Origin of the sequence: Microvirga sp. 2MCAF35, from assembly GCF_052115545.1 — a bacterium.
Taxonomy (GTDB): domain Bacteria; phylum Pseudomonadota; class Alphaproteobacteria; order Rhizobiales; family Beijerinckiaceae; genus Microvirga.
On the sequence record NZ_JBFRGW010000034.1, the window covers coordinates 1 to 25,659 of the forward strand.

Sequence of the window (25,659 nt, forward strand, 5' to 3'; positions counted from 1 at the left end):
CGGGCGAGGTTGAGGATGTCGGGGCTGCGGCCGGATTGCGACACGGCGAGGAACAGGGCGTCGCGCATGCGCGGGCGGGCGTCGTAGACGGAGGTGACGGAGGGGCCGACCGAGGCGGTGACGAGGCCGGACTGGATTTCGAGCAGGTACTTGACGAAGGTCGCCGCGTTGTCCGAGCTGCCGCGCGCGCAGGTGACGGCAAACGGCGGCGGGGCGGCGCGCAGGCGCGCCCCGAGATCGCGGCACAGGGGTGCGTTGCGCGCAAGCAACCGCGCCACAACCTCAGGCGCCTCACACGCCTCGCGAAGCATGGCCGTCATGGAAGAAGCATTCGTGTCAGGTATCATCGTTGTGCATCCGTTCGGGCTGGCTGATGGTCAGCTCGGCCACGAAATCATAGGCGTCGCCCCGGTAATAGGACGAGGTGAACTCGACGACTTCGCCCGCGGCGGTGAACGAGCGACGTTCGATGTAGAGCGCGGGACTCCGAGGCGCAACGCCGAGCAGCTCGGCCTGTTCCTCGTTCAGGAGAACCGCGTGCAGACGCTGCAGGGCGCGGGTCGGCATGAAGCCCTGCTCGTGCAGCACCGCATAGAGCGATTGCCGGACGAGTGAGGGATCGGGCAAGACCTTCGAGGGAATGACCGCGTTCTCGATCGCCATGGGAATGCCGTTGGCGAGGCGCAGGCGGTTGACGCGGCTGACGAGGTCTCCCGGCGAGAGGCCGAGCGCCATCAGCTCGTCCGTGGAGGCTGGCCCGGTCGAGCGGCTCAGCATCACGGCCGAGGAGTTCAGGCCGCGGGCCGACATGTCGTCGGTGAAGCTCGACAGGCGGGACAGGGGCTGTTCGAGGCGCATCTGCGGCGCGATGAAGGTGCCCGAGCCCCAGCGCTGGACGAGCACGCCCTTCTGCACGAGCCCGGTGATGGCCTTGCGCACGGTGACGCGCGAGATGCCGAGCTGCTTGGCCAGATCCCGCTCGCCCGGAAGGGCCGCATCAGCTTTGAGCGCTCCCTTGCGGACCGCCTCCTCGATGGATTGCTGAAGCTGGAGATAGAGCGGCGTGGGGTTGCCGTCGTCCAGGGGAACGAAGGCGAGCGGCTCGCTCGATTGGTCGTTCATGGCCGAGGCTCCTGGAGAGCCGTGCGGGCGAGCAGGATGGCGCCATCGAGCGCGTCGGCCATGGGGTCCGCGATGGTTCGCTGGATGGGCGGCGACAGCCAGGGTCGGAGCGGTTCCGACAATCCGCCGAAGAGGCAGATCGCGGGCGCGCCGAGATCGAGCAGGCGCATGCCGATCGCGCTCAAGCCTGCGGCCGCATTCTCGATGATGGCGATGCCGAGCGGATCGCGCCGTTCCGCATGCTGCAGGACGAGCGGCGCATAGCGTCCGTAATCGGCTGGCCGCGCCTTGCCGACCCAGTCGATCAGGATTTCGAGGTCGTTGTTGAACTCTGTCAAAACCGCCTCGGAGAGCGGCGTCGCGGCGATGCGGCCGTCATGGGCCCAGATGCAGCGGCGCAGCAATTCGCGCCCGATGGCGGCGCCGCTGCCTTCATCGGAAATCTCGTAGCCCCAGCCGCCGACATAATGGCACTGGCCGCTGGTGCCGCCATAGCCGCAGGAGCCGGTGCCGACGATCAGGATGGCGCCGTCGCCCCCCTTGAAGGCACCGAGCCAGGCCGTGTGGGCATCCGTCTCGATCTCGAAGGAGGCGAAGGGATGGCCGCGCGACAGAAGACGCTCGACCGCGCTGGTCTGCCCGGCGCCGGCCGCCCCCATGCCGGCGTGAATGCGCTTGAGATCGCTCTCCTGGAGCCCCGCCGGCGAAAGCGCCTCGCGGCAGGCGGTCAGGAGCGAGTTCCAGACCAGCTCGGGATCGAGGCGGATATTGGACGGACCGCCCGTTCCCTCGCCCAAAAGCGTTCCTTTCGCATCGCGCAGCCGGGCCCGGCACTTGGTGCCGCCGCCGTCAATGCCAAGGAACAGAAGGTCGGTCATGCAATCGGATCTCGCAGTCGATCTTACGGACAGGCACCATGCCACTTAATGTCCAGTTCGGGAAGAGGTGCCATCGTGGAATATCCCGGCGTGTTGTCCACAGCTGCCGGCAGTGCTCATCCGTAAAGAGCGCAACGCGGCCAAAATGGAGAGCCGGCAAATTATGAGCAATGTCCGCAAAGAGGAGTTGTCTTTGATTTTTGCCGATACCAATATGAGGTCACTTGTCCAATGAGCTTTCCGGTGGAACAGTCAGGCTGGTCCGTGGGAAAACACAAGAATGCAGTAAAACCGGCACGGGACAATCAGAGGGCCATTAATTCAGGGGCGTCCGGAACGCCTCTCGGTCACGGAGGACGAAGACGATGAAGAAACTCCACTCGAAAGCTTTCCTGCGCCGTGCAGGACGGCTGCTCGCGGGCGCCTCGGTGGCCGCGTCGGCCCTTGCTTTCGCCCATGCGGCGTCGGCCCAGACGCTCACCATCGAGAGCTGGCGCAACGACGACGCGGATGTCTGGAACACCAAGATCATTCCGGCCTTCAACAAGAAGCACCCCGACATCAAGGTGCAGTTCAAGGCCGATCCGCCGACCGAGTACAACGCCGCCCTCAACGCGCGCCTCGCCGGCGGCACGGCGGGCGATCTCATCACCTGTCGCCCGTTCGACGCCTCCCTGGATCTGTTCAAGAAGGGCAACCTGGTTTCCGTCAACGACGTGAAAGGGATCGAGAACTTTTCCGACGTGGCCAAGAGCGCCTGGTCCACGGACGACGGCAAGACCACCTTCTGCATGCCGATGGCCTCGGTCATCCACGGCTTCGTCTTCAACAAGGAGATCTTCGACGAGCTGAAGCTCACGCCGCCGAAGACCGTGGCCGAGTTCCACGCGGTGCTCGACAAGATCAAGGCCGACGGCAAGTATACGCCGATTGCCATGGGCACGGCCGATCAGTGGGAAGCCGCCACCATGGGCTTCCAGAATATCGGCGTGAACTACTGGAAGGGCGAGGAGGGCCGCAAGGCGCTCATCGAGGGCAAGCAGAAGTTCACCGATCCGGCCTACGTGGACGTGTTCAAGGAACTGGCGAGCTGGGCTCCCTACATGGGCGACGGCTACAAGTCGCAGAAATATCCCGACACGCAGAACCTGTTCACGCTCGGCCGCGCGGCCATCTATCCGGCCGGCTCCTGGGACGTGCCGATCTTCCGCAAGCAGGCCGACTTCCAGTTCGACGCCTTCGCGCCGCCCGTCGTGAAGGACGGCGACAAGTGCTACATCAGCGACCACACGGACATCGCGATCGGCATCAACGCCAAGTCGAAGAACATGGACGCGGCCAAGACCTTCCTGTCCTGGGTGGCGTCTCCCGAGTTCGCGGACATCTACGCCAACGAGCTGCCGGGCTTCTTCCCGCTCTCCAAGGACAAGGTCACCGTGAAGGACCCGGTCGCGGCGAAGTTCGTCGGCTGGCGCGGAACCTGCGAAAGCTCGATCCGCAACTCCTACCAGATCCTGTCACGCGGCACGCCGAACCTCGAGAACGAGCTTTGGAACGTGAGCGCCCAGGTGATGAACGGCACCATGAAGCCGGAAGAGGCCGCCAAGAAGGCCGAGGACGGCCTCGCGAGCTGGTACGAGCCGCACAAGAAGTAAGCGCCGACACGCGACAGGGCGGGCCGCTTCCCAAAGGCGGCCCGCCTTTCCTTCTCCTTCGGCCCGGAGCAGCATGACGGATCTCACGGCTTCACAGGTTCAGTCGACGGATGCGGTGCGGGCCCGCTCGCGCTTTCCCGTCCACATCGCGGTCTTCCTCGCTCCGGCGGTTGCGATCTACACACTGTTCTCGATCTATCCCCTGATCGACACGATCCGCCTGAGCCTTTATGCGGGCGACGAGGCCGGGATCCGCAGCTTCGTGGGCCTGCAGAACTTCCGGACCCTTCTGGCTGATCCCAACTGGTCGGGCCAATTCTGGAACGCGCTGCGCAACAACCTGATCTTCTTCCTGATCCACATGGTGGTGCAGAACGGCATCGGCTTGGGTCTTGCCATGCTGCTCAGCCTGCCGCGCCTCACCGGCGGAAGCGTCTACCGCACGCTCATCTTCCTGCCGACCATGCTGTCCGTGGTCATCATCGGCTTCATCTGGCAGCTCATCCTCAATCCGCTCTGGGGCATCGCGCCGAGCCTCTTGAAGGCCGTTGGCCTGGGGAGCCTGTTCGGCCCTTGGCTCGGCCAGGAATCGACGGCCCTGCTCACCGTTTCGCTGATTTCGGTCTGGCAGTTCGTCGGAATTCCCATGATGCTGATCTATGCGGCGCTCCTGAACATTCCCGACGACCTGCTCGATGCCGCCACCGTCGACGGGGCAGGGCCTTTCAGCGTGTTCTGGTTCGTGCGCCTGCCCCTGATCCTGCCGACGCTCGGCGTCGTGTCGATCCTCACTTTCGTCGCCAATTTCAATGCCTTCGATTTGATCTACGCGATCAAGGGCGCGCTCGCCGGTCCGAACTTCTCCACCGATATTCTCGGCACGTTCTTCTATCGCACTTTCTTCGGCTTCCAGCTCCAGGTCGGCAGCCCGACCATGGGGGCCGCGGTGGCGACCGCCATGCTCGTCATCATCCTGATCGGCGTGCTGATCTATCTTTTCGGCGTGCAGCGGCGGCTGCAGCGGCACACGTTCTGAGGGCGCCATGGCATCAACCGTTAGAGGAACGACCGTCAGGCCCGGCCGCATTGCCGTCCATATCGCGCTCATCCTCTACACGATCCTGGCGCTCGGCCCGATCCTGCTCATCCTGGTCAACGCCTTCAAGACGCGGCGCGCGATCTTCGCCGATCCGCTCGGGCTGCCCAACGGCCAGACCTTTACCACCATCGGGTTCGACCGGGTCTTCGCCAATGCGGATTTCGGTCTCTATTTCTTCAACAGCCTGACGGTGACGCTGGTCTCCCTCGTGCTGATCGTGCTCATCGGCGCCATGGCTGCCTGGGCGCTGACGGAATACAGATTTCCCGGCAACACCGTGCTCAGCCTCTATCTCGCCATCGGCATCATGGTGCCGATCCGCTTAGGCAGCGTCAGCATCCTGCGCATGATGGTGGAGCTGAACCTCGTCAACACGCTCACCGCGCTCATCCTCGTCTATGTGGCGCAAGGATTGCCGCTCGCCATCCTCATTCTCGGCGAGTTCATCCAGCAGATCCCGAAGGATCTGCGCGATGCGGCCCGCTGCGACGGGGTGAGCGAATACCGGATCTTCTTCAGCATCATCCTGCCGCTCATCAGCCCGGCCGTCGCGACAGTCGCCGTGTTCACCATGGTGCCGGTCTGGAACGATCTCTGGTTCCCGCTGATCCTGGCGCCGGGCGACGGCAAGCAGACCATCACCCTGGGCGTCCAGCAATTCATCGGCCAGTACGTGACGGATTGGAACGCCGTGCTGGCCTCACTGACCTTGGCGATCGCTCCCGTGCTCGTCCTTTATCTCGTCTTCTCGCGTTATCTCGTGCGCGGCCTCACGGCCGGCGCGGTGAAGTGACGGTTCATGGTTGGAATTGATCGCGATGGCTGATGTTTCCCTGCATGGTGTGGCCAAGTCCTTCGGCGCGACGGAGATCCTGCGCGACATCGATCTCTCCGTCGAGGACGGGGAATTCGTCGTCTTCGTCGGGCCGTCCGGCTGCGGCAAGTCCACGCTGCTGCGCATCATCGCGGGCCTCGAGACGGTGAGCGGCGGCGAGATCAGGATCGACAGCCGACGTGTGAACGAGCTGCCGCCGGCGGATCGCAAGATCGCCATGGTGTTCCAGTCCTATGCGCTCTACCCGCATATGAACGTCTATAAGAACATGGCCTTCGGGCTGAAATTCGCCAAGACGGACAAGGCTGAGGTGGACCGCCGCGTGCGGCAGGCGGCGGAAATTCTGAAGCTCACCCCGCTTCTCGATCGCAAGCCGCGCGAATTGTCGGGCGGTCAGCGCCAGCGTGTCGCCATCGGCCGGGCCATCGTGCGAAACCCGAGCGTCTTTCTCTTCGACGAGCCGCTGTCGAACCTCGATGCGGCGCTTCGCGTCAACACGCGTCTCGAGATCGCCAAGCTCCATCGGGATCTCGGCGCCACGATGATCTACGTCACCCACGATCAGATCGAGGCCATGACGCTCGCGTCCAAGATCGTGGTGATGAACCATGGCCGGATCGAGCAGGTCGGCGCGCCGCTGGAGCTCTATCGCTATCCTCGCAACCTGTTCGTCGCTGGCTTCATCGGCTCGCCCAAAATGAACTTCATCAAGGGGCAGGTTCTGCGCGTCGACGGCACCGGCGCCACCGTCGGCTTTGCAGGCACGGAAGCACTCGTGCCCGCGAAGTCAGGCAGCCTGTCGGCCGGCGACCATGTCACCGTGGGGATCAGGCCCGAGCACATGGAAGAGGGTGGGGCCGACACGACCTCGTTGCGGGGCACCATCGACGCGGTCGAGCAGCTCGGCGAGTCGAGCTATGTCTACATGAAGCTCGCGAGCGGTGACGACGTGATCGTGCGCGCGCCGGGCGAGACCGACGCGGCGCCCGGCGGTTCCTACACGGCCCATGTGCCGCGCCGAGCCCTGCACGTGTTCGATGCCTCGGGCTTGTCGGTGCTCGCCGGGCGGGGGTGAGACCTCCCACGTCATCACCGGCCTTGTGCCGGTGATCCCGATCGGAAAGGTGCGGCGCTTCAGAGAATCGGGATGGCCGGAACAAGCCCGGCCATGACGTGGTGCGTGTCATGCCTCACGAATCCGATACGGCCGCCGCGATCCTGGGCGCGAGCGCGCTCGTGAGAATGTCGGCGGGTTTGCCCGACGCGACGACCCGCCCGTCGGCCACGAAGGCCATCTGGTCGGCGACGTCGGCTACGTCCTCGGGCGTGTGGATCGTCATGAGGATCGTGACAGGACGCTTGCGCCGCAACGCGTCGACGAGCAGGATCATGTCGCGGCGCAGCGTCGGATCGAGGCTGCTGAAGGGCTCGTCGAGGAGGATGAGCGGGCGGCCAGAGACGAGTGCGCGCGCCAGCGCCACGCGCTGGCGCTGGCCTCCCGACATCTCGCCGGGCCTGCGCTCCTCGAAGCCGTCGAGGCCGACCGCGTCCAGCATTTCGCTGACGAGGCGCTTCTCGTCCGCGCTCAATCGCAGGGACGGGCGCAGGCCCAGGGCGACGTTCTGCGCCGCGCTCAAATGCGGAAACAGGTTGTGGTCCTGGAACACGATGGCCGCCGGGCGCTTGGCTGGTTCGAGCGGTAGAAGGTTTTGTCCGTCGAAGGTCAGGGTGCCGCTCTCAGGGACCTCAAAACCGGCGATCATGTGGAGCAGGGTGGTCTTGCCGCCCCCCGATGGGCCGATGACGGCGCAGAGATGTCCCGCCGGTACGGTCAGCGTGTAATCGGCCACAAAATCGGGCCAAGTCAGACGGCAGTTCTCAATCACCAGCATGGGACAATCGACCGGACACATGAGCGAGCAGAACGGCGAAGAGCACGATGACGAGACCAATGCTCGACGCTTCGTCGAGCCGGTAGGCGCCGAGACGCTCATAGAGGAGATAGGGCAGGGTCACCAGCTCCATACCGCCGAAGAGGGCGATGATGCCGAAATCGCCGAAGGACAGGGCCATGGCGAGCGCGAAGCCCGCCGCGAGCGGACGCTTGAGGACGGGCCAATCCATGATCGTCAGCTTCGACCAGCCGGTGAGGCCGAGGGACGCGGCGACGCGGCCGTAGCGCTCCTCCGTGGTGAGGAGATGGGGCGCCACATAGCGATAGGCGAAGGGCACGGCTGCGAGGCCGTTGATGAGGGGCAAGAGGATGAAACCCGCCGTCGAGGGATCACCGAAGCGCCGGATCAGCAGGAACAGGCCGGCGGTCAGGGCGAAGGGCGGAACGGCGAGCAGCGCGTCGGGCAGGATATCGTAGAAGGCGGCCATGCGCGGCGAGCGCAGGACGATGCGCCGCCGCCGCGCCGCGGAGGCGAGCGCATAAGCAAGGAGGCAGGCCAGGATGGCGGCCGCGCTCGCAATCGCCAGGCTCGTGAGGAAGGCCCGGAGAAGATCGGCATCAATCACGGCGAGAAGGCTTCGAAAGCCCGTCAGGACGCTGAAGGCGAGCGGCCCGATGAACAGGGCGCTGACGATGAGCACGATGGCGTCGAGGGTCTTGAGGCGCCTGTTCTTCGCATCGGGCCGACGAACGAGGCTGCGGATCGTGTGGCCGACGGGAGGGCGCGTGAAGGCCCAGTGGAGCAGACCCGTCATCGACAGGCAGATCGCCAACTGGATCAGGGCTAGCCAGGCGACGCGGCCGAAATCGAGATCGATCTTGAGCGCCTCGTAGATCGCCACTTCGAGCGTCGAACGGCTCGGTCCTCCGCCGAGCGCCAGCACGATGGCGAAGCTCTTGAAGCACATCAGGAAGATCAGGCCCGCGATGCCGGGCAGTTCCGCCCGCAGCACCGGCCAGTCGAGATGGCGGAAGATTTGGGCGGGCGTGAAGCCCAAAGCGCCCGCAAGGCGCCAGTGCTCGGCCGGGACCTGGTTCAACCCGTCGAGGGTAATCCGCGCCACGAAGGGACCGTTCAGGAACACGTGCGCGATCAGGATGCCAGGATAACCGAAGATGCTGAAGCTGCTGCTGTGTCCGAAGAAGGCCAGCATGTCGGCAATCCATCCGCTGCGGCCATAGACGGCAAAGACCGCGAACACGGCCACGATGGTCGGCAGCACCATCGTGGTGCTCAACGTCGCCAGCACGAGATCGCGCCCCGGAAACCGGCGGCGGGCGAGCGCGAGCGCCAGGCCGATCCCGAGAACGAGGGACAGGGCGGTCGAGAGCAGGGCCTGAGCGATGGAGAAGGCGAGAACGCGCCCGAGATAGGGGCCGATGGAGAGAAGCGCGGGCGTCCCTCCATCGACGGTGGCAAGAGCGATGAACCCGCCCGCGACCAGACTCACGATGGCGAAGGCCACCAGGGTTCCGGGATGGGGCAGCTTCAGGACCATGGGCGGCGATCAGCGCGCTGTGGCGTTGAGCCAGGCATCTGTGAAGGCGCGGCGGTTCTGCTGCACCTCCTCGGGGGTGAAGAGAAGCGCCTTGTCCGGCTGCACGAGGTTCCTGAAGGCGTCGGGAAGGCCGGCAGCGGGAGTCTTCGCCGGCATCATCCAGTTGCCCTCGGGCATGGCCGACTGGAACGGCTCGCTGAGGATGAAGGCCATGAACTGCTTGGCGAGGTCCGGCTGCTTCGTCGTCCGGGTCATGCCGGCCAGTTCCACGTGAAGATAATGCCCTTCCGAGAAGGCGGCAGCCTTGTAGTTGTCCTTCTTCTCCGCGACGACGTGATAGGCCGGCGACGTGGTGTAGGACATCACCATGTCGGCCTCGCCCTTCAGGAACAGGCCATAGGCCTCCGACCAGCCCTTGGTGAAGGTGACGATCCGTGGCTTGAGCTTGCCCCAGGCCTCGCCGGCCTCATCGCCATAGAGCTTCTGCATCCAGAGCAGGAGCCCGAGGCCCGGAGCACTGGTGCGGGGATCCTGCAGGACCACTTTCGGGCCGTTGGGATTGTCGACCAGCTCCTTCAGGCTCCTGGGCGGATTGGCGAGCTTGTTGGCATCGTACACGAAGGCGTAATAGCCCCAGTCGAATGGAATGAAGGTGCTGTCAGTCCATGTGATAGGAAGTGTCAAACTTCTATCATCCACCCCGTGAGGGGCAAAGAGGTTGAGAGACTTGGCCTCCGCCATGAGATTCATGTCGAGGCCGACCACCACGTCGGCCTTGGTGTTCTCGCCCTCAAGCCGCAGCCGCCCGAGCAGGCTGCCGGCGTCCTCGGCCGTGACCCAGTTGAGTTCGCAGCCGCAGGTCGCCTCGAAGCGCTCCTTGACGGTCTTGCCGGGGCCGTATTTCCCGGCGAACGAGCTGTAGGTGTAGACAGTCAGCGTCGGCTTGGTCTGGGCCTGGGCAAGGCCTGTGGCAAGTCCAAGGGTCGCGAGGGTGAGAAGCAATCGGCGTAACATCAGGGGCGCTCCCATGCATGAGGCAGGCCGGACCGGCGGCGCGGATTGCACGGGGCATGGCTTTTCTGGCGAAGTCGCATGCTCATTCCCTCCGCCGGCATGACCCGGATCAGGTTCGACGGGTCGGCGGCCTTGCCACCTCTCAGCCCCGGATGGGCTCCCCGTGAGACGCCTTGCTTCTAGAGCATCGGACCCAAAAGTGGAAGCCACTTTTGGGACCCATCCGATGCTCCACTTTTTGAAGAGCGCATCGTTAAGCGCGCAAAACCGGGACCACTTTTTCGCACGATGCGCTTGGCAGTTCAGGGGCGGCTACAAGCCGCTCCCTACTTACGGCTGCCCTTGTCCTTGCCGCCTGTCATGGCCGCCCGGCGCAGGGCATCGGCCAGCGCGCCGCCGGAGGTTTGAGCCTGCGGGGCAGGCTTCCGCTCGGTCTGGGAGCGGTGCTTCTGGAACGCGGCCCGGTTATCGTCCTGGCGGCCCTGAGGCCGCTTCTCGGCCGGATCGCTCATGCGCATGGACAGCGAGATGCGCTTCCGTGGAACGTCGACCTCGAGCACCTTCACCTTCACGATGTCGCCCGGCTTCACGACGGTGCGCGGGTCCTTCACGAAGGTGTCGGCCAGCGCCGAAATATGCACCAGCCCGTCCTGATGCACGCCCACGTCGACGAAGGCCCCGAAGGCGGCGACGTTCGTGACAACGCCTTCCAGCACCATGCCGGGCCTCAGGTCACTGATCTTCTCGACGCCTTCCATGAAGGTGGCGGTCTTGAATTCGGGGCGCGGGTCGCGACCGGGCTTCTCCAGCTCGCTCAGGATGTCCTTCACAGTCGGCACGCCGAACTTCTCGTCCGTGAAAGCCTGCGGGTTGAGCTTCTTCAGGACGGCCCCGTTGCCGATCACGACCTTGATGTCGCTCTTGGTGGCTTCGAGAATGCGGCGCACGACCGGATAGGCTTCCGGATGGACCCCGGAGGCGTCGAGGGGATCGTCGCCATTCGGGATGCGCAGGAAGCCCGCCGCCAGTTCGAAGGTTTTGGGGCCGAGGCCAGAGACTTTGGTCAGCGCCTTGCGGGTCTTGAACGGGCCATTGGCATCGCGGTGCTCGACGATGTTCTTCGCCACCCACTCGCCGAGACCCGACACGCGGGACAGGAGCGGCGCGGAGGCAGTGTTGAGATCGACGCCGACGGCGTTCACGCAATCCTCCACCACTGCATCGAGGGAGCGGGACAGCTTGTATTCCGCGAGATCGTGCTGGTACTGCCCGACGCCGATGGATTTCGGATCGATCTTCACGAGTTCCGCCAGCGGATCCTGCAGGCGGCGCGCGATGGAGACGGCGCCGCGCAGGGACACGTCGAGGTCCGGCAGCTCCTGGCTGGCAAAGGCCGATGCGGAGTACACGGAGGCGCCCGCCTCCGAGACCATGATCTTGGTGAGCTTCAGGTCCGGGTGCTTCGACACCAGTTCGGCCGCGAGCTTGTCGGTTTCGCGCGAGGCGGTGCCGTTGCCGATGGCGACGAGCTCGACCTTATGCACGCGGCAGAGCCGCGCCAGCGTCGCGATGGATTCGTCCCATTGGCGCTTCGGCTCGTGCGGGTAGATGGTATCGGTTGCCACGACCTTTCCGGTCGCATCCACCACGGCCACCTTCACGCCGGTGCGGAAGCCCGGATCGAGGCCGAGCGTCGGGCGCGCGCCGGCGGGAGCCGCGAGCAGCAGGTCGCGCAGGTTGCCGGCGAACACTTTCACGGCCTCGTCTTCCGCGAGCTGCCAGAGCTTCATCTTCATGTCGAGCTCGATGGAGAACCGGAGCTTCGTCCGCCAGGCCCAGCGCACCGTCTCCAGGAGCCACTTGTCCCCCGGACGGCCCTGGTCGACGATGCCGAAGGCGAGCGCGGTGCGGCCCTCGTAGCGGCTGACATAGCCGGGCTCGGCAGCATCCTTGTCCTCCTCCATGCGCAGATCGAGGATCTCTTCCTTCTCACCGCGAAACAGCGCTAGGATGCGGTGGGATGGGAGCTTCGTCAGCGGCTCGGCAAAGTCGAAGTAATCGGAGAATTTCGCCCCGTCCGTCTGCTTGCCGTCGCGGACCTTGGAGGTGAGGCTGCCGCGCTCCCAGTAGATGTCGCGCAAGGAGCCCAGCAGCTCGGCGTTTTCCGAGAAGCGCTCGACAAGGATCGAACGAGCGCCCTCCAGGGCCGCCTCGGGCGTGGCGACCTCCTTCTCGGCATTGACGAAAGCGGCTGCCGCTTCCTTCGGCTCGCGGGCGGGTTCACTCAGGAGAAGATCGGCCAGGGGCTCTAAGCCGGCCTCCTTGGCGATCTGCGCCTTCGTGCGTCGCTTGGGCTTGTAGGGCAGGTAGAGGTCTTCGAGGCGTGCCTTGGTGTCGGCATTGTTGATCTGGAGCGCCAGCTCGTCGTTAAGCTTGCCCTGCTCGCGGATGCTGTCGAGGATCGTCTTGCGGCGGTCCTCCATCTCGCGCAGGTAGCGCAAGCGCTCCTCCAGGCTGCGCAGCTGGGCATCGTCCAGGGTGCCGGTGACTTCCTTGCGGTAGCGCGCGATGAAGGGAACGGTGGAACCGCCGTCGAGCAGGTCGACGGCTGCCTTGACCTGCCATTCCTGAACATTCAGTTCGTTCGCGATACGCTGACCGATGGATAGCATGAAAGTCTCCGAAGAAGCATAAGGCGCGGCTTCTACGGGTGGGGCGCCCGCCGGTCAACGGGCCGTCCACAGCCCCGGGGTCGCAGTGCCGTTGGGGAATGAGGTGTTTGACATTTCCCCTTGGCTTGTCCGGCCTTGGCGTATAGACCGTCCGGCCCTTCAAGCCGTCCTCCGAGGTCCCCATGCCTGTGTCCCCTGATTTTTCCATCGGCATCGATTTCGGAACCAGCAACACGGTCGTGGCCGTCGCGGATCCGGAAGGGAATGTGGAGGCGCTGACCTTCGAGCACGGGGGAGAGCGCCTCAAGGTCTATGTGACGGCGCTCTGCTTCTGGGACGAACGGCACGGCAACGGTCTGCGCACGGAGGTCGAGGGCGGGCCCTGGGCCATCGATCAGTTCCTGGAAGGGCTCCATGCCCACCGTTTCATCCAGTCCTTCAAGACCTTTGCGGCCAGCGCCTCCTTCAAGGAAACCCGCATCTTCCGGGAGCGCTATGCTTTCGAGGACCTGTTGAGCGCCTTCCTGCGCACGCTCGCGCATCATGGCGGCTCCCGGCTGGATTGGGGTGCCGGCAATGTCGTCATCGGCCGGCCGGTCCAGTTCGCGGGCTACAATCCGGACGACGATCTCGCCATGCGGCGCTACCGGACCGCCTTCGGACGGCTCGGGGCCGAGCAGGCCCGTTATGTCTATGAGCCGGTCGGCGCCGCCTTCTTCTATGCACGCCAGCTCGATCACGACGCCACCGTGCTCGTGGCGGATTTCGGCGGCGGCACCAGCGACTTTTCGGTCATGCGGTTCTCGAAAGTTGGCGGCGTGCTGCGCGCCGAGCCGTTGGGGCATGCCGGTATCGGCCTTGCGGGCGATGCCTTCGATTACCGCATCGTCGACAAGGTCGTGTCGCCGCGTCTCGGAAAGGGCGGTCTTTATCGCTCCATGGACAAGATCCTGTCGATTCCCAATCACTACTACGCCAACTTCGCCCGCTGGAACCAGCTCGCCATGATGAAGGGCAGCGGCGACTTGAAGGAGCTGCGCGAACTCGCCCGTGTCGCTCTCGAGCCGGAGCCGTTGGAGAAATTCATCGATATCATCGAATACGACCTAGGATTTGCCCTCTACCGGGCCGTATCGTCGGCCAAGGTGGCGCTCTCCAATCATGTGGAGACGGATTTCCGCTTTCAGGGCGAGGGTGTCGACATTCAGGCGAAGATCTCCCGCGCCGATTTCGAGAACTGGATCGCCGAGGATGTCGACCGGATCGCTCAAACGGTCGACGAGGCGCTTGTCAAAGCCGGTGTGAGGCCGGGGGACATCGAGCGGGTCTTCCTTACGGGAGGCACGTCCTTCGTCCCGGCCATCCGCCGCCTGTTCGTCGATCGATTCGGCGAGACGCGGCTGACCTCTGCCGACCAGTTCGAGTCCATTGCTTATGGGCTGGCGCTCATTGGGCAGTCGGAGGCGCCGGAGCGCTGGGCTGTCGCAAACTGAGTTGGAATTAAAATAAAATTACGCTTGCCGCGAGGTAACAAAGGGTTTTATTTCGCAGTGCAACATATGCACATGAAGCGGGAGCCCTCCCATGTCCCTGATCAATCCCGACGTCACCCCCGAGAAGGATTTTCCCCTTCGCGACGACATCCGGCTTCTGGGACGCATTCTCGGCGACACGATCCGTGAACAGGAGGGCGAGGCGGCCTTCGAGATCGTGGAGCGCATCCGCCAGACCTCGATTCGCTTCCATCGCGACGAGGATGAAGTCGCCCGCCGCGAGCTTGAGACGATCCTGAACAGCCTGTCGCGCGGGCGCACCAACCAGATCATCCGGGCCTACAGCTATTTCTCGCATCTGGCGAACATTGCCGAGGACCAGCACCATGTCCGCCGCTCCCGCGCCCATGCAATGGCGGGCGCTCATACCCTGGAGGCGACGGCACCGCGCGAGGGAACATTGGCGCGGGCCCTCAAGCTCATTCGGGAGGCGGGCATCAGTCACAACGCGCTGCAGGCCTTCTTCGGCTCCGCTCTCGTCTGTCCGGTCCTGACGGCGCATCCGACGGAGGTGCGCCGCAAGAGCACCATCGACAGGGAGATGGAGATCTCCCAGATCCTGGCACAGCGCGACCGGCAGCAGATGACTCCGGACGAGGAGGCAGCCTGCCAAGACGGCCTGCGCCGCGCCATCCTCACCCTCTGGCAGACGAGCATCCTGCGCCGGAACAGGCTCAAGGTGATCGACGAGGTCAACAACGGTCTTTCCTATTACGACTACACGTTCTTCAAGGAGCTGCCCCGCGTCTATGCGGCGCTCGAGGACCAGCTTTCTGCCATGGATCCCGTCTGGGAAAATACGGAACTTCCCTCCTTCTTGAGAATGGGGAGCTGGATCGGCGGCGACCGCGACGGCAACCCCTTCGTGACGGCGGATGCTCTGCGTCAGGCCCTGCTGCTGCAAAGCAAGCATGCGCTCGGATTCTATCTGGAAGAGCTTCATTGCCTGGGTGCCGAGCTGTCGCTCGACGGGCGCTATGTAAACGTCTCCGATGAAGTTCACGAACTCGCCAAGGCCTCGCCCGATCCTTCTCCTCATCGTCAGGACGAGCCCTATCGCCGGGCGATCTCGGGCATCTATGCGCGCCTTGCGGCAACCGCCGCGCGACTGGGGCACGGCGACGTGGCGCGTCATGCGGTGGGCGACGCGCCCGCCTATGATAGTGTCGAGGCGTTCGAAGGCGATCTGTCGATCTTGCACCGCTCTTTGCGGTCGAACGGATCGGGCTCCCTCTCGCGGGGACGCCTGCGCAAACTGCGTCGCGCGGTCGACGTGTTCGGCTTCCATCTGGCAAGCCTCGACATGCGCCAGAACTCCGACGTTCATCAGCGCGTGGTCGCGGAACTCTTCGAGAAGGCGGTTCCCGGGACCGACTACGAGGGGTTGCCGGAGGACAAGCGTGTCGCCCTGCTCCTGGAAGAACTCGCGACACCGCGCCTGCTGACATCACCTTATCTCGACTACTCGGCTGAAACTTCGTCCGAACTCGCCATCGTTCACGAAGCCGCGGAAGCGCACCGTCGCTACGGTCGCGCGGCCGTGCCGAACTACGTCATCTCCAAGGCGAGCGATCCGTCGGACATCCTCGAAGTTGCTCTTCTCCTCAAGGAGGCGGGTCTGTTGCGTCCGCGTGACGGCGAGATGGATGTGAACATCATCCCGCTCTTCGAGACCATCGCGGATCTGCGGCATTGCAGCGGCGTGATGAATGCGCTCTTCGCGCTGCCCGATTACATGCGCCTGTTGCGCAGCCGCGGCCAGGCACAGGAGGTGATGCTCGGCTATTCCGACAGCAACAAGGACGGTGGCTTCCTCACGTCGGGCTGGGAGCTCTACAAGGCGGAGATCGAGCTGATCGAGGTGTTCAGGCGCCATGGCGTGGCTCTCCGCCTCTTCCACGGTCGAGGCGGGTCCGTGGGCCGTGGCGGCGGGCCGAGCTATCAGGCGATCCTCGCGCAGCCGGGCGGGGCCGTGCAGGGCGCCATCCGCATCACGGAACAGGGTGAGGTGATCGCGGGCAAGTACTCCAATCCGGACCTGGGGCGACGCAATCTCGAAATCCTGGCTGCCGCCACTCTTGAGGCCTCGTTGCTGCATTCGGGCCAATCGGCGCCGCGCGAGGAATACCTGAAGGCCATGGAAGAACTCTCGAACAGCGCCTTCAAGGCCTATCGGGCGCTCGTCTATGAGACCGAAGGTTTCGAGCGTTATTTCTGGGAATCGACGGTGATCGGCGAGATCGCCAACCTGAACATCGGCAGCCGGCCCGCGTCGCGCACCAATTCGCGGCGCATCGAGGACCTGCGCGCCATCCCCTGGGTGTTCGGATGGGCGCAGTGCCGCCTCATGCTGCCGGGCTGGTACGGCTTCGGCTCCGCGGTCAACGAGTGGCTCGAAAAGCATCCCGATACCGGCTTGGCCCTGCTGCAGGAAATGTACCGCGAGTGGCCCTTCTTTCGGGCACTTCTGTCGAACATGGACATGGTGCTTGCGAAGAGCAACATCGCCATCGCGTCGCGCTATGCGAAGCTCGTTGAGGACGAGAGCCTGCGCGAGGCCATCTTCCCACGCCTGCGCCACGAATGGGAAGCTTCGATCAAGCAGCTGCTCGCGATCATGCAGCAGCAATCCCTCCTCGACGGCAATCCGCTTCTCGCCCGCTCGATCCGCAACCGCTTTCCGTATCTCGACCCGCTGAACCACCTGCAGATCGAATTGCTGAAGCGTCACCGTTCGGGTGATGCGGACGACCAGGTCGTGCAGGGAATTCACCTGTCCATCAACGGCATCGCGGCGGGCCTGCGCAACAGCGGCTAAATGCCCGCAACAGAATTGCGGAACTTGGCTTCTCTGATTCGGTTAACGCCGAGAGGGTAGGCGCTCTCGGGCGCCTCTCTGCGATGCCGACTGAAAAGGAGAGAACCATGTCTCGTGGTGACAAGTCCGCCTACACGGACAAGCAGAAGCGCAAGGCCGAGCACATTGAAGAAGGCTATGAAAACCGCGGCGTCTCGGAGAAGGAAGCCGAGCGTCGTGCCTGGGCCACCGTCAACAAGCAGGACGGCGGCGGCAAGAAGGGCGGTTCCGGCCACCGCTAAAGGTATGAGGGCCGGCTGCAGCTAAGGTAGTGCACCGGGCGGAAAGCGGGTGTATGGAGGGACCCTGATCTCTCCTGCCCTATCCTGCCATGGAGGAAGCCTTGCTCACGAGTTCTGCCGCCGGCGTCTATGTCATCTGTCCCACGCCCTTCGAGAGCGATGGGCGTGTGGACGTCGCCTCGACCGACCGGATGGTCGAGGCCTATCTGAAAGCCGGCGCCACCGGACTGACGATCCTCGGCATTATGGGCGAAGCGCCCAAGCTGGCGGCGGACGAGGCTCTTGCCTTCGCCCGTCAGGTTATCGCTACGGTGGCCGGACGGGTTCCCGTCATCGTCGGTGTCTCGGCCGCGGGCTTCGCCGCCATGTCGGGGCTGTCCGCCAAGGTGATGGATGCGGGCGCCGCCGGCGTCATGATTGCCCCGCCCTCGACGCTCAAGACCGACGATCAGATCGTCTCTTATTATGCCGATGCGGTGGAAGCGATCGGCGCGGACATGCCGTGGGTGATCCAGGATTATCCGCTCACGACCAATGTGGTCATGACGCCCAAGGTGATCATGCGGATCATCGAGCAGAGCCCCTCCTGCGTGATGCTCAAGCACGAGGACTGGCCGGGTCTCGACAAGATCACGACTTTGCGCCGCGCCAGCGATGCCGGCCAGGTACGCCGCGTGTCCATTCTCTGCGGCAACGGCGGCATGTTCCTCCCCTTCGAGATGGAGCGCGGCGCGGACGGCGCCATGACGGGCTATGCCTATCCCGAAATGCTGGTCGGCGTGGTCGATCTCGTCAATCAGGGCAAGCGGAAGGAAGCTCACGATCTCTTCGACCGCCACCTGCCGCTGGTGCGCTACGAGACGCAGCCCGGCGTGGGGCTTGCCGTGCGCAAATACGTGCTGAAGCGGCGCGGCATCATCGCGTCGGACACGCTGCGCAAGCCCGGGCCGAAGCTGAGCCCGGAGACCATTGCCGAGATCGAATGGCTGATGGAGCGCATCGAGCGTCCGTAATCTGTAAAGGGAGTTCTACGAATGGAAACAGGATTGAACGGAAAGCGCGCGCTCGTTCTCGGCGCGAGCAAGGGCCTGGGCTTCGGCATCGCTCAAGGGTTGGCGCAGGAGGGCGCGCGTGTCGCCATCGCCAGCCGCACGATGGAGGGATCGAAAGCTGCGGCTGACAAGATCGGCAAGGATGTCCTTCCCTTCATCTGCGACACCGGCAAGGTCGATCAGGTCGATGCGCTGGTGAAGGATGTGACGGCGGCTCTTGGCGGCGTGGACATTCTCGTGCTCAACAGCGGAGGCCCGCCGCCAGGGAAGGCGCAGGGCGTATCGTCCGACCAGTGGCGTCAGTCGTTCGATGCCATGTTCGTCAATCTCGTGCGGATCGCCGATCAGCTTCTTCCCGGCATGATCGAGCGCAAGTTTGGCCGCATCATCTCGGTGATCTCCTCGGGGGTGATCCAGCCGATCCCGAATCTCGCCATCTCGAATGCCATCCGGCCTGCGCTCGTGGGCTGGGGCAAGACGCTGGCGAGTGAAGTGGCGTCCTCGGGCGTCACCGTGAACGCCATCGCGCCGGGCCGCATCGCCACCGATCGTCTGAAGCAACTCGATGCCGCCAATGCGGAGCGCACCGGGCGTTCCGTCGAGGATGTGGCCACCGCCGCTCGCGCGGGCATTCCGGCAGGCCGCTACGGCGAGATCGAGGAATTCGCGGCAGCCGCCGTCTTCCTCGCAAGCGAGAAGGCCTCGTTCATGACGGGCGGAATCCTGCGCGTCGACGGCGGGCAGATCTCGTCCACGACCTGATACCGACAATATCAAGGTGAGGCGGAAAGCCGCCTCACTTCATGCTTTCAAGCGATGATTCCCGCCCAATAGAGAGCGATTCCGGCCGCCGATGTCGCGGCAAGCGTGGGCAGCATCCCTACGTGGAAGCGGAACATGGCCAGGATGGCGGCGCCCGAGAGCAGCAGCGCCCAAAGGCTGACGCTGTCCCATACCGGCGCATCGAAACGGAACGGGCCCCACGCCACGTCTCGGACATCGCCGAAGATCGTATGGATGCCGAACCAGATCGCCAGGTTCAGGATCACGCCGACCACGGCGGCCGTGATGGCCGAAAGCGCTCCGCTCAGAGCCCGGTTGCCGCGCAAGGTCTCGATGTAGGGCGCGCCGAGGAAGATCCAGAGAAAGCACGGCGCGAAGGTCACCCATGTGGTGAGAAGGCCGCCCAAGGTGCCGGCAAGCAATGGATCGAGCGGGCCGGCGTCCCGGAAGGCCGCCATGAAGCCCACAAATTGCAGCACCATGATCAACGGCCCGGGCGTGGTCTCGGCCATGCCGAGACCGTCGAGCATCTCGCCGGGCCGCAGCCAACCAAAGGTGTCCACCGCCTGCTGCGCCACATAGGCCAAGGCCGCGTAGGCGCCGCCGAACGTGACCATCGCCATCTTGGAAAAGAAGGCCGCAACCTGACTGAAGACATCGCCCCTGCCGAGGAACAGCACGAGCATCAGGACTGGAAAGAGCCAGAGCGTCAGCCACGTCGCCGCGACAAGCAGACTTCGTTTAATGTTCGGATGTGCGTGGGCAGGAAGATGTTCGCCCAGGAGATCGCCATGGACACCTGAGCCACTGTCGGGTCGTCCGCCGGATTGGAACTGAGGCAGACCCGCTCGCCCGCAGAGAAAGCCGATTAGGCCAGCCGCGAACACGATCAGCGGAAAGGGCGCACCGAGGAAGAAGATCGCCACGAAGGCTGCCGCCGCGAGGCCGATCAGGATGCGGTTCTTGAGGGCGCGCCTGCCGATTCTCAGCACCGCTTCGAGCACGATGGCGAGCACGGCGGCCTTCAGGCCGAAGAAGAGCGCCGCGACGATGCCGACCTTGCCGTAGAGAGCATAGATCCAGCTCAATCCCATGATGGCCACGATGCCGGGCAGGATGAACAATCCGCCCGCCATGAGGCCGCCGAGGGTGCGGTGCATGAGCCAGCCTACATAGGTGGCGAGCTGCTGCGCCTCGGGACCCGGCAGCAGCATGCAGTAATTGAGGGCATGGAGAAAGCGGCTTTCGGAAATCCAGCGCTTCTCCTCGACCAGGATCCGGTGCATCACGGCGATCTGCCCGGCCGGTCCGCCGAAGCTCAGGGCCGCGACACGCAGCCAGACGCGAAAAGCCTCGCCCCACGAGACGCCGTGGCTGGGCGCGACTTGAGCGATGCGCTTGTCTGGGTTCCGTGCGATATCCATTCCGTCAGATCCCCGGCTTCTTCGATGGCCAATTATGCGTTTCATCGGTCGCATCGCGGGACCACCGATAGAATGCATCGTAGAGCAGGAGCCCGGCTTCGAGCTGTGCGAGATCATCCGCATACATCCGGGACAATCCCAACGAAGCAGCGAGCAGGCCGGGGGCCTCGGGCGCAAGGTCAAGCCGCGCTGTGTCCGCTCCTCTTACGATGGTGGTGAGCCGGTTCAGAGGCACGGACGCAAGTCCAAACTCCTCGACCATGACGTCGAAGGTGCACAACTCGCCACGGTGGCTCCAGAAAACATCGTCGCCTTCGATGTCGAAAGGCGTGGCTGAAAACCGCTCCGCTACTCCCTGAACTTCCGAGGTGGGGACGAACAGGAAGACGGCATTGCGGTCGACGAAGCGGCGGATCAGCCAGGGGCAGGCGATCCGGTCGATCTTGGGCCGCGAACGGGTGACCCAGACCGTTCGTCCTTCACGATCACGAGGTGGAATCCGGTCGGCCGGGACCATGGGCAAACCGGCCTCTGCCCAGGCCTGCGTTCCACCTTCCAGGGAATCTGCCGACAATCCCGCATGGCGCAGCCAAGCGGCCACCCCATGGCTGAGCTTCAGGCCTTTTTGACAGATAACGACAGCAGACGGGCCATCAAGCTCAGGAGACCAATCGGCGACGGTTTCGAATGATCGGCGCTTGGAGCCGGGTATCAGACGAGGATCGTCGTCGAAGTCCTCATCGGTACGCACATCGATGAGGAGAGGGCATTTCGGCGTGCCGATAAGGCGCGCAAGTTTTTCAGGGGAGATAGTGTTGAACGACGACATGGGTGCATCCGTTGAGTTTTATTGCGGATGCGATGCTTGGGCATGTCGCCTCGTGGGGAGATCGCAATCCCCATGAAAGATATTTCATACTCCTCCTAAGGGTTTGTCAACCAGCCTGCATACGACAGTCCCGTCAGAATTCCTCATCGGGCTTCCGTTCCAACGTCTGTACGACGAGGCCGTTGTCGATGAGGGTTTTCCATACATCCTCGGCGGTCTCGGCAAAGTTCACGAGCCTGCGATCATGTTCGCTCACCATCCCGTGTTCGAGCAGCGCATCGAACTTGATGACCGATTGCCAATAGGCCCGGTCGAAGAGGACGATCGGCAGGGGAGGTGCCTTGCCGGTCTGGCGCAGCGTCAGGAACTCGAACAATTCATCCAGAGTGCCGAATCCGCCGGGGAACACCACCAAGGCATTGGCCCGCATCGCCAGATGCATCTTGCGCATGGCGAAGTAGTGGAAACGGAACGTCAGGTCCGGAGTCGAATAAGCATTGGGCTCCTGCTCGTGGGGCAGGGTGATGTTGAAGCCGATGGAGGGAGCGCCGACATCGAATGCCCCCCTGTTGGCCGCCTCCATGATCCCCGGCCCGCCGCCGGTGGCGATCACGTTGTCCCGCTTGCCGCCGTTGTCGGTCAGGGCACCGCCGCGCTGCGATGCAAGGGCCCCGAAGGCGCGAGCCTCCCTGTACCAGAACGGATGCTTCCCGGGGCCGTTTTCCAGCACCCGGGCGCTGCCGAAAATGACGATGGTCGAACGCACGCCCCAGATCCGCAGATTCTCCTCTGCCTTGGCATATTCCAGCATGAACCGGACGCCCCGCATCGAATCGCCCAGGAGGAAATCCTGATCCATCGCGGCCAGCCGGTAGGAGGGCGAAGCGATATTGGCCGCGTTCGAAGGCTTGGTGTCGTTCATGAAGGGAGCTCCTGACTCAAGGATCTGCACAAAGCACACTTTCAAGGCCGGGTTAACTCTCCGCTCTCCGGACGGATCCGCACGGGGGGTCGGGTCGCTGACGGTCCTATGGGTTCGCGCGCCGCAACTTTGATGCGAAATGGCGAAGAGCGCGGGTTTACACTTTCCTCGCTCGAAGCCGGAGAAAGTCATTTTCCCTATAGCCCCCTGCACCCCGGCGGTTATATCAAGGACGCAAAGCGTATCTGGCGAGCCTCCGGTCCCGTACTGAGCCATGCGCCCATCACAGGGGAGCATCGGACCCATCGGGCCCGTGCTCTGGGGAAACGACTCTGAACAGCAAAACGGAAAGCGAGCGCCAGCCGATGGACCATCTGTCTTCGACGAACATAGCCCGAATTCTGCCGGCGGATGGGTTCCAGGGCGCCCTTGTCGGACGCGTGTGGCGTCCCGGCATCGGGCCCTCGGTCGTGGCGGTGAGGGAAGATGGCCTCTTCGACATCTCCGCCACCTGCTCCACGGTCAGCGGCCTGGCCGCCCTGGACGATCCGGCGGGCGTCCTGAAGGCCGCCAAAGGCGAGCGGGTCGGGTCCCTTGAAGAGATTGCAGGCAACACGTCCCCAGATCGTCGGGATCCGTCGAAGCCTTGGCTGCTCGCCCCCATCGACCTCCAGGTCGTCAAGGCGGCCGGCGTCACCTTCGCGGTCTCCATGCTGGAGCGCGTCATCGAGGAGCGGGCGCGGGGCGATGCCAGCGCGGCCGCGGCCATCCGGGCCGAGGTTCTGCGCCTCGTCGGCGACGACCTGAGCCGGCTCAAGCCGGGCTCGCCCGAGGCCATGGCCCTGAAGGAGGTGCTCGTCGCGCAAGGGGCCTGGAGCCAGTATCTCGAGGTGGGCATCGGTCCTGACGCAGAGGTCTTCACCAAGGCTCCGACCCTCTCGGCCGTCGGGGCGTTCATGGATGCGGGTCTGCATCCCAAATCCACCTGGAACAATCCCGAGCCCGAGGTGGTGATCATCGTCACCGCCGAAGGCAGGATCGTCGGTGCGACGCTGGGCAACGACGTGAACCTGCGCGATTTCGAGGGCCGCTCGGCGCTGCTCCTCTCGAAGGCAAAGGACAACAACGCGTCCTGCTCGGTCGGTCCGTTAATCCGGTTCTTCGACGAGACCTTCTCCCTCGACGATATCCGCCGGACCGACGTGATGCTGACCGTGGAGGGCGAGGATGGTTTCAAGCTCGAAGGCTCGTCGTCGATCACCAAGATCAGCCGTGATCCCGAGGATCTCGTTGCGCAGACGGTCGGCGCTCACCATCAATATCCGGATGGGTTCGCCCTGTTTCTTGGAACCATGTTCGCTCCCACGCAGGACCGGGACGATGCCGGCATGGGCTTCACGCACAAGCGCGGCGATATCGTCACCATCGCGGCGCCCAAACTTGGAGCGCTCGTGAACCGCATGAAGCCGAGCTCCGAATGCGAGCCGTGGACCTTCGGCCTTGGAGCTTTCATGACCAACCTGGCCCAGCGGGGCCTCCTCAACACCAGACAGGCAGGTTAACGATGACGAAGAACTACATTGCCGGCGAGTGGGTCTCGGCCACGGACGCCTCGGCCAACATCAACCCGTCGAACACCACCGACGTGGTCGGCGAGTACGCCCGCGCCTCCGCGGCCGAGGCCGAGCGCGCCATTGCCGCCGCCTACGACGCCTTCCCGGCTTGGTCGCGTTCCACGATCCAGCAGCGTCACGACATCCTCAAGGCTGTCGGTGATGAGATCCTGGCCCGCAAGGAAGAGCTTGGCCGCCTGCTCTCGCGTGAGGAAGGCAAGACCCTGCCGGAGGGCATCGGCGAGGTGACCCGCGCGGCGCAGATCTTCCTGTTCTTCTCCGGTGAGTGCCTGCGCATGGCCGGCGAGAAGGTGCCGTCCGTGCGCCCCTTCATCGACGTGGAGATCACCCGCGAGCCGGTGGGCGTCGTCGGCCTGATCACCCCGTGGAACTTCCCCATCGCGATTCCGGCCTGGAAGATCGCCCCGGCGCTCGCCTACGGCAACACGGTGGTGTTCAAGCCCGCCGACCTCGTGCCGGGCTCGGCCCATGCGCTTTCCGAGATCATCGCCCGCGCCGGCGCGCCGGCGGGCGTGTTCAACCTGGTGATGGGCCGTGGCTCCGTGGTCGGCGAAGCGATGCTGCAGAGCCCCAAGGTATCGGCCATTTCGTTCACCGGCTCGGTGCCGACCGGCCGCAAGGTGGCGCAGACCTGCATCACGGCCGATCCGATGAAGAAGGTTCAGCTCGAGATGGGCGGCAAGAACCCCATGATCGTGCTGGACGACGCCGACCTGAAGGTGGCGGTGGAATGCGCCGTCAACAGCGCGTTCTTCTCCACCGGCCAGCGCTGCACCGCCTCCTCACGTCTCATCGTGACCGAGGGAATTCACGACCGGTTCGTGGCCGCCATGCAGGAGCGCATGCAGGGGCTCGTCATCGACGATGCCTTGAAGGCCGGCACGCATATCGGCCCGGTCGTCGATCAGAGCCAGCTCGACCAGGATCTGAAGTACATCCGCATCGGCCAGGAGGAAGGTGCCAAGCTGGTGGCAGGCGGCGAACTCCTGAAGCGCGACACGCCCGGCTTCTATCTGGCGCCGGCTTTGTTCACCGAGGTGAGCAACGAGATGCGTGTGGCGCGCGAGGAGATCTTCGGACCGGTTGCCACCGTGACCCGCGCGAAGGATTATGACGAGGCGCTGGAGCTGTCCAACGACACGCCGTTCGGCCTGTCGGCGGGCATCTGCACCACGAGCCTAAAATATGCTTCGCACTTCAAGCGCAATGCGGAAGCCGGCATGGTGATGGTGAACCTGCCGACGGCGGGCGTGGATTATCACGTGCCGTTCGGTGGCCGGAAGGGCTCGTCATACGGTCCTCGCGAGCAGGGCCGCTATGCGCAGGAGTTCTACACCACGGTGAAGACGGCCTACACCTTCGACGGCAACGGTCCCTACGTGCCGAAGACGAAGTCCAGCGAGTAACGCGATTACCTTCACGCATCGCATGGCCTCGGTATCTCCAGCGAGATGCCGAGGCCTTTAACTTATGTGATTGATCAACATGCATGAGAGCCGCTTCTCCAGACTCGAAGCGGTAATCGTGTTTGCAGTTTCAGTGCAGGGTCCGCCCTTCACCTGGAGCGGCGTTAACTTTATCGACAAAACTCGGGCAGCTTTTGGCCCCATGCATTGAACTTTGCCATGGGAACGC

21 protein-coding genes and 1 riboswitch are annotated in these 25,659 nt (G+C 64.2%); of the genes, 11 read left to right on the forward strand and 10 right to left on the reverse strand.

Features of this window, described 5'->3' with window-relative positions; all coding sequences use genetic code 11:
- The 3 genes from AB4097_RS16260 to AB4097_RS16270 form a co-directional block, all read right to left on the reverse strand.
- The coding region (locus tag AB4097_RS16260; protein ID WP_442041382.1) for an SIS domain-containing protein at positions 1-320 on the reverse strand (320 nt) is incomplete at its 3' end.
- Between the two features lie 16 nt (positions 321-336).
- A complete protein-coding gene (locus AB4097_RS16265; protein WP_442041384.1) occupies positions 337-1,122 on the reverse strand; it encodes a GntR family transcriptional regulator in 786 nt (261 codons plus the stop codon).
- The gene (locus AB4097_RS16270; RefSeq protein ID WP_442041386.1) at positions 1,119-2,000 is read right to left on the reverse strand and encodes a BadF/BadG/BcrA/BcrD ATPase family protein; all 882 of its coding nucleotides are present in this window, start codon (positions 1,998-2,000) and stop codon (positions 1,119-1,121) included. Before AB4097_RS16270 ends, AB4097_RS16265 begins: the two co-directional genes overlap by 4 nt.
- A gap of 365 nt (positions 2,001-2,365) precedes the next feature.
- Here AB4097_RS16270 and AB4097_RS16275 point away from each other — a divergent pair, with 365 nt between their 5' ends.
- The 4 genes from AB4097_RS16275 to AB4097_RS16290 all read left to right on the forward strand — a co-directional run bounded on the left by AB4097_RS16275 (position 2,366) and on the right by AB4097_RS16290 (position 6,664).
- On the forward strand, positions 2,366-3,655 hold the full coding sequence (locus AB4097_RS16275; protein ID WP_442041388.1) for an ABC transporter substrate-binding protein: 1,290 nt from the start codon (positions 2,366-2,368) through the stop codon (positions 3,653-3,655).
- Positions 3,656-3,728: 73 nt separating this feature from the next.
- Entirely contained in the window at positions 3,729-4,691 is a 963-nt protein-coding gene (locus tag AB4097_RS16280) for a carbohydrate ABC transporter permease (RefSeq protein ID WP_442041390.1), read from the forward strand.
- A 7-nt stretch (positions 4,692-4,698) separates the two neighbouring features.
- A complete protein-coding gene (locus AB4097_RS16285; protein WP_442041393.1) occupies positions 4,699-5,547 on the forward strand; it encodes a carbohydrate ABC transporter permease in 849 nt (282 codons plus the stop codon).
- A 25-nt stretch (positions 5,548-5,572) separates the two neighbouring features.
- Complete coding sequence (locus tag AB4097_RS16290) at positions 5,573-6,664, forward strand: ABC transporter ATP-binding protein (protein ID WP_442041395.1); 1,092 nt, start codon at positions 5,573-5,575, stop codon at positions 6,662-6,664.
- Positions 6,665-6,779: 115 nt separating this feature from the next.
- On the opposite strand, the gene AB4097_RS16295 is transcribed toward AB4097_RS16290, so the two are convergent.
- From AB4097_RS16295 to AB4097_RS16310, 4 genes are all read right to left on the reverse strand, one after another.
- Positions 6,780-7,481: a thiamine ABC transporter ATP-binding protein gene (locus AB4097_RS16295; RefSeq protein WP_442041397.1), complete on the reverse strand. Its 702-nt coding sequence runs from the start codon at positions 7,479-7,481 to the stop codon at positions 6,780-6,782.
- Entirely contained in the window at positions 7,468-9,042 is a 1,575-nt protein-coding gene (locus AB4097_RS16300; protein WP_442041399.1) for an ABC transporter permease subunit, read from the reverse strand. Before AB4097_RS16300 ends, AB4097_RS16295 begins: the two co-directional genes overlap by 14 nt.
- 9 nt (positions 9,043-9,051) lie before the next feature.
- Positions 9,052-10,056: a thiamine ABC transporter substrate binding subunit gene (gene thiB, locus AB4097_RS16305; protein ID WP_442041401.1), complete on the reverse strand. Its 1,005-nt coding sequence runs from the start codon at positions 10,054-10,056 to the stop codon at positions 9,052-9,054.
- Positions 10,057-10,124: 68 nt separating this feature from the next.
- A riboswitch (TPP riboswitch) is annotated at positions 10,125-10,230 on the reverse strand.
- Between the two features lie 152 nt (positions 10,231-10,382).
- The gene (locus AB4097_RS16310; RefSeq protein WP_442041403.1) at positions 10,383-12,728 is read right to left on the reverse strand and encodes a Tex family protein; all 2,346 of its coding nucleotides are present in this window, start codon (positions 12,726-12,728) and stop codon (positions 10,383-10,385) included.
- A gap of 182 nt (positions 12,729-12,910) precedes the next feature.
- On the opposite strand from AB4097_RS16310, the gene AB4097_RS16315 reads away from it, so the two are divergent.
- The 5 genes from AB4097_RS16315 to AB4097_RS16335 all read left to right on the forward strand — a co-directional run bounded on the left by AB4097_RS16315 (position 12,911) and on the right by AB4097_RS16335 (position 19,194).
- Entirely contained in the window at positions 12,911-14,221 is a 1,311-nt protein-coding gene (locus tag AB4097_RS16315; protein WP_442041405.1) for an Hsp70 family protein, read from the forward strand.
- 91 nt (positions 14,222-14,312) lie between these two features.
- Entirely contained in the window at positions 14,313-17,099 is a 2,787-nt protein-coding gene (gene ppc, locus AB4097_RS16320) for a phosphoenolpyruvate carboxylase (RefSeq protein WP_442041407.1), read from the forward strand.
- Positions 17,100-17,206: 107 nt separating this feature from the next.
- Positions 17,207-17,380: a hypothetical protein gene (locus AB4097_RS16325; RefSeq protein ID WP_009493188.1), complete on the forward strand. Its 174-nt coding sequence runs from the start codon at positions 17,207-17,209 to the stop codon at positions 17,378-17,380.
- An 89-nt stretch (positions 17,381-17,469) separates the two neighbouring features.
- A complete protein-coding gene (locus AB4097_RS16330) occupies positions 17,470-18,393 on the forward strand; it encodes a dihydrodipicolinate synthase family protein (protein WP_442041409.1) in 924 nt (307 codons plus the stop codon).
- A 21-nt stretch (positions 18,394-18,414) separates the two neighbouring features.
- The gene (locus AB4097_RS16335; protein ID WP_442041411.1) at positions 18,415-19,194 is read left to right on the forward strand and encodes an SDR family oxidoreductase; all 780 of its coding nucleotides are present in this window, start codon (positions 18,415-18,417) and stop codon (positions 19,192-19,194) included.
- A gap of 47 nt (positions 19,195-19,241) precedes the next feature.
- Here AB4097_RS16335 and chrA read toward each other — a convergent pair whose 3' ends face one another.
- The 3 genes from chrA to AB4097_RS16350 form a co-directional block, all read right to left on the reverse strand.
- Complete coding sequence (chrA, locus tag AB4097_RS16340; protein ID WP_442041413.1) at positions 19,242-20,639, reverse strand: chromate efflux transporter; 1,398 nt, start codon at positions 20,637-20,639, stop codon at positions 19,242-19,244.
- A 4-nt stretch (positions 20,640-20,643) separates the two neighbouring features.
- Entirely contained in the window at positions 20,644-21,468 is an 825-nt protein-coding gene (locus AB4097_RS16345; RefSeq protein WP_442041415.1) for a chromate resistance protein ChrB domain-containing protein, read from the reverse strand.
- Between the two features lie 133 nt (positions 21,469-21,601).
- Positions 21,602-22,390, reverse strand: a complete 789-nt coding sequence (locus AB4097_RS16350; protein ID WP_442041417.1) for an LOG family protein — start codon at positions 22,388-22,390, stop codon at positions 21,602-21,604.
- Positions 22,391-22,755: 365 nt separating this feature from the next.
- Between AB4097_RS16350 and AB4097_RS16355 the strand changes: the two genes are divergently transcribed.
- Both AB4097_RS16355 and AB4097_RS16360 read left to right on the forward strand, forming a co-directional pair.
- Positions 22,756-23,952, forward strand: a complete 1,197-nt coding sequence (locus tag AB4097_RS16355; RefSeq protein WP_442041419.1) for a fumarylacetoacetate hydrolase family protein — start codon at positions 22,756-22,758, stop codon at positions 23,950-23,952.
- A gap of 2 nt (positions 23,953-23,954) precedes the next feature.
- Positions 23,955-25,430: an aldehyde dehydrogenase family protein gene (locus tag AB4097_RS16360; RefSeq protein ID WP_442041421.1), complete on the forward strand. Its 1,476-nt coding sequence runs from the start codon at positions 23,955-23,957 to the stop codon at positions 25,428-25,430.
- Positions 25,431-25,659: the final 229 nt, after the last annotated feature.

Bases quoted from the DNA above. Each gene is read 5' to 3' on its own strand.
- AB4097_RS16265 (WP_442041384.1), bottom strand. From the start codon at position 1,122: ATGAACGACCAATCGAGCGAGCCGCTCGCCTTCGTTCCCCTGGACGAC.
- AB4097_RS16270 (WP_442041386.1), bottom strand. From the start codon at position 2,000: ATGACCGACCTTCTGTTCCTTGGCATTGACGGCGGCGGCACCAAGTGC.
- AB4097_RS16275 (WP_442041388.1), top strand. From the start codon at position 2,366: ATGAAGAAACTCCACTCGAAAGCTTTCCTGCGCCGTGCAGGACGGCTG.
- AB4097_RS16280 (WP_442041390.1), top strand. From the start codon at position 3,729: ATGACGGATCTCACGGCTTCACAGGTTCAGTCGACGGATGCGGTGCGG.
- AB4097_RS16285 (WP_442041393.1), top strand. From the start codon at position 4,699: ATGGCATCAACCGTTAGAGGAACGACCGTCAGGCCCGGCCGCATTGCC.
- AB4097_RS16290 (WP_442041395.1), top strand. From the start codon at position 5,573: ATGGCTGATGTTTCCCTGCATGGTGTGGCCAAGTCCTTCGGCGCGACG.
- AB4097_RS16295 (WP_442041397.1), bottom strand. From the start codon at position 7,481: ATGCTGGTGATTGAGAACTGCCGTCTGACTTGGCCCGATTTTGTGGCC.
- AB4097_RS16300 (WP_442041399.1), bottom strand. From the start codon at position 9,042: ATGGTCCTGAAGCTGCCCCATCCCGGAACCCTGGTGGCCTTCGCCATC.
- thiB (WP_442041401.1), bottom strand. From the start codon at position 10,056: ATGTTACGCCGATTGCTTCTCACCCTCGCGACCCTTGGACTTGCCACA.
- AB4097_RS16310 (WP_442041403.1), bottom strand. From the start codon at position 12,728: ATGCTATCCATCGGTCAGCGTATCGCGAACGAACTGAATGTTCAGGAA.
- AB4097_RS16315 (WP_442041405.1), top strand. From the start codon at position 12,911: ATGCCTGTGTCCCCTGATTTTTCCATCGGCATCGATTTCGGAACCAGC.
- ppc (WP_442041407.1), top strand. From the start codon at position 14,313: ATGTCCCTGATCAATCCCGACGTCACCCCCGAGAAGGATTTTCCCCTT.
- AB4097_RS16325 (WP_009493188.1), top strand. From the start codon at position 17,207: ATGTCTCGTGGTGACAAGTCCGCCTACACGGACAAGCAGAAGCGCAAG.
- AB4097_RS16330 (WP_442041409.1), top strand. From the start codon at position 17,470: ATGGAGGAAGCCTTGCTCACGAGTTCTGCCGCCGGCGTCTATGTCATC.
- AB4097_RS16335 (WP_442041411.1), top strand. From the start codon at position 18,415: ATGGAAACAGGATTGAACGGAAAGCGCGCGCTCGTTCTCGGCGCGAGC.
- chrA (WP_442041413.1), bottom strand. From the start codon at position 20,639: ATGGATATCGCACGGAACCCAGACAAGCGCATCGCTCAAGTCGCGCCC.
- AB4097_RS16345 (WP_442041415.1), bottom strand. From the start codon at position 21,468: ATGTCGTCGTTCAACACTATCTCCCCTGAAAAACTTGCGCGCCTTATC.
- AB4097_RS16350 (WP_442041417.1), bottom strand. From the start codon at position 22,390: ATGAACGACACCAAGCCTTCGAACGCGGCCAATATCGCTTCGCCCTCC.
- AB4097_RS16355 (WP_442041419.1), top strand. From the start codon at position 22,756: ATGGACCATCTGTCTTCGACGAACATAGCCCGAATTCTGCCGGCGGAT.
- AB4097_RS16360 (WP_442041421.1), top strand. From the start codon at position 23,955: ATGACGAAGAACTACATTGCCGGCGAGTGGGTCTCGGCCACGGACGCC.